Source organism: Desulfuromonas sp. TF (assembly GCF_000472285.1).
In the GTDB taxonomy this organism is placed as follows: domain Bacteria; phylum Desulfobacterota; class Desulfuromonadia; order Desulfuromonadales; family ATBO01; genus ATBO01.
This window is the reverse complement of the sequence record NZ_KI421425.1, coordinates 66,250-69,418: the sequence shown is the minus strand read 5'-3', so window position 1 is coordinate 69,418 and position 3,169 is coordinate 66,250. Positions and strand designations below refer to the sequence as shown.

Below are 3,169 nucleotides of genomic sequence, written 5' to 3'. Positions count from 1 at the left end.
AAGGTCGCAGGTTCGAATCCTGCATCGCGCGCCAATAAAAATTCAAAGGCTTGCCAGAGACGGCAAGCCTTTTTTTTTCTGGTCCTCCGTCGGCAGAGTGGGTCCGTCCCTCTTCAGTCCATCCACTCGCAGAGCCTCGTCATTGCCGTCATCACCCTGCCGCAGTAAGCCTCCAGGAAATCCTCCCTGATCCCCTCATCCTGCGGCAGCTGTTCGGCGGCCGCCAACGCCCTTGCTCCGTCGAAGTCGACCAGGGCGAGGCGCGCCGTCAGCTCCTCCTCCGGACGCCCGCACGCGCTTCCGGGGAGGATGGCCACGCCGGTCTCTTCCATCAACCGCAGGCAGAGTTCGTCACTCGTATGGACGCCCTTGGCCCGCAGGCGTTTCCCACGCGGCGAAAAGTCGGCGAAGAGATAGAAGCCTCCCTGCGGCGTGGCAACCTGCAGGCCTGCATCGGACATCTGCCGTCGACAATTTTCCGCAAGAGCGCCGAGAATCCGGCGCGAATGCCACAAGTAGCGCTCGATGCGGATGCCGCCGCGGAAAGCCTCGACCGCGGCGAACTGGATCGGGGCGCTGGTCGAAGTGTAGGTTTCGCTGGCGACCGCCGCCATTGCCTCCTTCAGCCAGTCGAGGACGTCGGGAAAGGTCATGGTTCCCAGCCGCCATCCGCCGGCGCCGCACCACTTGCTGAGACCGCCGCTGATGATCGTCCCCTCCGGGTAGAAGCGCGCGATGGAAACGTGGCCGCCGGTAAAGTTCAACTCCCCGTAGATCTCATCCGAGAGCAGCATTAGTTTGTGCTTGCGGGCCGTTTCGGCGAGCGTCGCCAGTTGGCCGGCCGAGTAAGTGCATCCGGTGGGGTTGTTTGGGTAGTTGAGGATAAGGAGGCGAGGTCTGCCCGGCTCCTTGCGGCAGAAGTTGTCTATTTCCTCCGGGGTCGGCAGCCAGCCGTCTTCCGCGCGGGTCGGCAGCCAGCGGACGGGCCTGCCTATGAGATGGGCCTGCGGCGCATAAGAGACCCAACTGGGGGTCGGGATGAGGATTTCGCCGTCATAGACGAACTGGAGGATAAACATCAGCTCCTTGGAGCCGGGTCCGACCAGGACGTTTTCGCTCCTGACGCTGAGTTGCTGGCGCCGGTTGTAGTAATCCGCCACTGCCTCGCGCAGGGCCGGCAACCCGCGCACCGGCAGATAGTTCTTCTGATGGGCATTGGCCCGCAGCGCCTCGACGACCTGCATGGGGACGGGGAACGGGGATTGGCCGAGACCCAGCCTGAAGATCTGCTTCCCTTCGGCGATCAGGCGGCTGCTGAGTTCGTTGATCGCCAGGGTGGCCGACAGCGGCACGCCCCGGACATTGCGGTTCAGCGGCGCCCCCTCCATTGTCTGTCCGTTGCCCGATCCCTTCATGCCAGATGACTCCGGATATAACCACTCACCAGGGGGTCCGGATCGTAGGCCGGAGTCGCCCGTTCCTCCTCGAAGTCGTCAAACCAGTACCCCCGCGAGTTGCGTCGGCAAACGAGAAAACGCCCCTCGTCCTCGGCCAGGGCCGCCCGGTGGTAGCGGAAGAAGATCCGCTCCCCGTCCAGCCCGACCACTTCGATCTTGCCTCTGTTGTGCGACATGACGAAGCGATTGCGCCGGGCCAACCCCGAGCAGCCGCGCTGCGCCGCCGCGAAGATGCGGTACGCCTCCTCCAGGGGGAGGACGTACTCGGCATTACCCGCGGTGGGCCGGCACTGGAAAACATAATAGGGGGAGATCCCCAGATAGGAGAGAACATTGAAAAGTTCTCCCAGGACCGCCGGATCGTCATTGACCCCCCGGATCAGCGGGGTCTGGTTCATGAGGGAGACTCCGTTTTTCTGCAGCAGGTGAAAGGCGCGGACCGCCTCGTCCGTCAGCTCTCTGGGGTGGTTGACGTGGGCCATCAGGTAAATCGGTCGCCCGGGGGAGGAGCAACGGCGCAGCAGGGCGGGCAGGGCAGGGTCGTCGAGGATGCGGTGCGGATTGAAAACCGGCATCTTAGTGCCGATCCGGATGATGCGGACGTGATCGATGGACCGCAGCTCGGTCAGAATCTTCTCCAGTTTTCGAGTGGAGAGCAGAAGGGGATCGCCGCCGGTCACGAGAACATTATTGATCTGGGGGTGACGGCGAATGTAATCGAGAGCTGGGGCAACGTCGCGCGCCACCTCGGCATTCCCTTTCAGGAACAGGCGTTTTCGGAAGCAGAAGCGGCAGAGGCCGCCGCAGACGTCATTGACCAGCAGGACGACCGTGTTGCGGTACTTGTGCTCAAGCCCCGGGGCGACCACGAAGTCCGACTCCCGGGAGGCATCTAGCCGTCCCCATTCCTGGAGCTCTCCGATATGCGGCATGACGATCCGGTGGAGCGGATCGTTCGGATCGTTCCAGTCTATGAGCGACTGGTAATACTCGTTGCTGCGGAACAAATACCGCCGGGTCACTGCCTCCATGTGGCGGCGGCGCACCTCCGGAAGGCCGTGATTGTGGGGAATCTGGCTGATCCTGGTGATATAACGATACTTTGGCATGACCGTCTCCTCCGTTGTCGGGTTTCGGCTCGGGGGGAAGCTGCCGGAATGCCCGAATATAAGAAAACGTTCGGGTGGGAGGCGAAATTCAGCTTGTGGATCAGAGGAATTGGAGTTCCGCCGCTGCATGCTTTGATCGAAGCGACGGTGGTAGCATTTAATCCCGGTTGTTCCTGCGCGGCGACAAATCGATGACGAAATCTCTATGTGAAATCTATAACAGTTTTTTGGAATATGGCAAATGATCCCAAAAGGAGGAGATATAGGAATTGGCCTTAAGCTTTCGATCTTTGCTGATTTCAGCAAGACGTCTTTTCGAAAAATGGGCACCATCCCTGCCGCCGAACCGAAGCCGAAAACCAACCTTGATATAAACCTTGATATAATAATACTCACGGCATGACAGAGACCTGAGCGCAAGGGGCAGAGGATGGGCTACAAATTCACAACAGGGGAAACGACTGCCAACGGAATCCGGCGGATTGCCTGCGAGCAGATAGACAAAGCGATTGCAGAGGTTGAGGACGAAGAGTTGGACGTACATGAAACGATTCATCAGGTTCGAAAACGCTGCAAAAAATTGCGTGGCTTGGTGCGGCTGGG

The 3,169-nt window shown here is 60.4% G+C and carries 2 protein-coding genes; both read right to left on the bottom strand.

Translation table 11 applies throughout. The features are described 5' to 3' along the window. Positions 1-113 precede the first annotated feature (113 nt). Positions 114-1,415, bottom strand: coding sequence for a pyridoxal phosphate-dependent aminotransferase (locus DTF_RS0117965; protein ID WP_226989415.1), 1,302 nt, complete (start codon positions 1,413-1,415; stop codon positions 114-116). Continuing rightward, positions 1,412-2,566, bottom strand: a complete 1,155-nt coding sequence (locus DTF_RS24345) for a KamA family radical SAM protein (RefSeq protein ID WP_035058019.1) — start codon at positions 2,564-2,566, stop codon at positions 1,412-1,414. The genes DTF_RS0117965 and DTF_RS24345 overlap by 4 nt, the downstream gene beginning before the upstream one ends. Positions 2,567-3,169 lie beyond the last annotated feature (603 nt).

What these genes read in the sequence shown, in the direction of transcription:
- DTF_RS0117965 (WP_226989415.1), bottom strand. Translation starts at nt 1,415, where the DNA reads ATGAAGGGATCGGGCAACGGACAGACAATGGAGGGGGCGCCGCTGAAC.
- DTF_RS24345 (WP_035058019.1), bottom strand. Translation starts at nt 2,566, where the DNA reads ATGCCAAAGTATCGTTATATCACCAGGATCAGCCAGATTCCCCACAAT.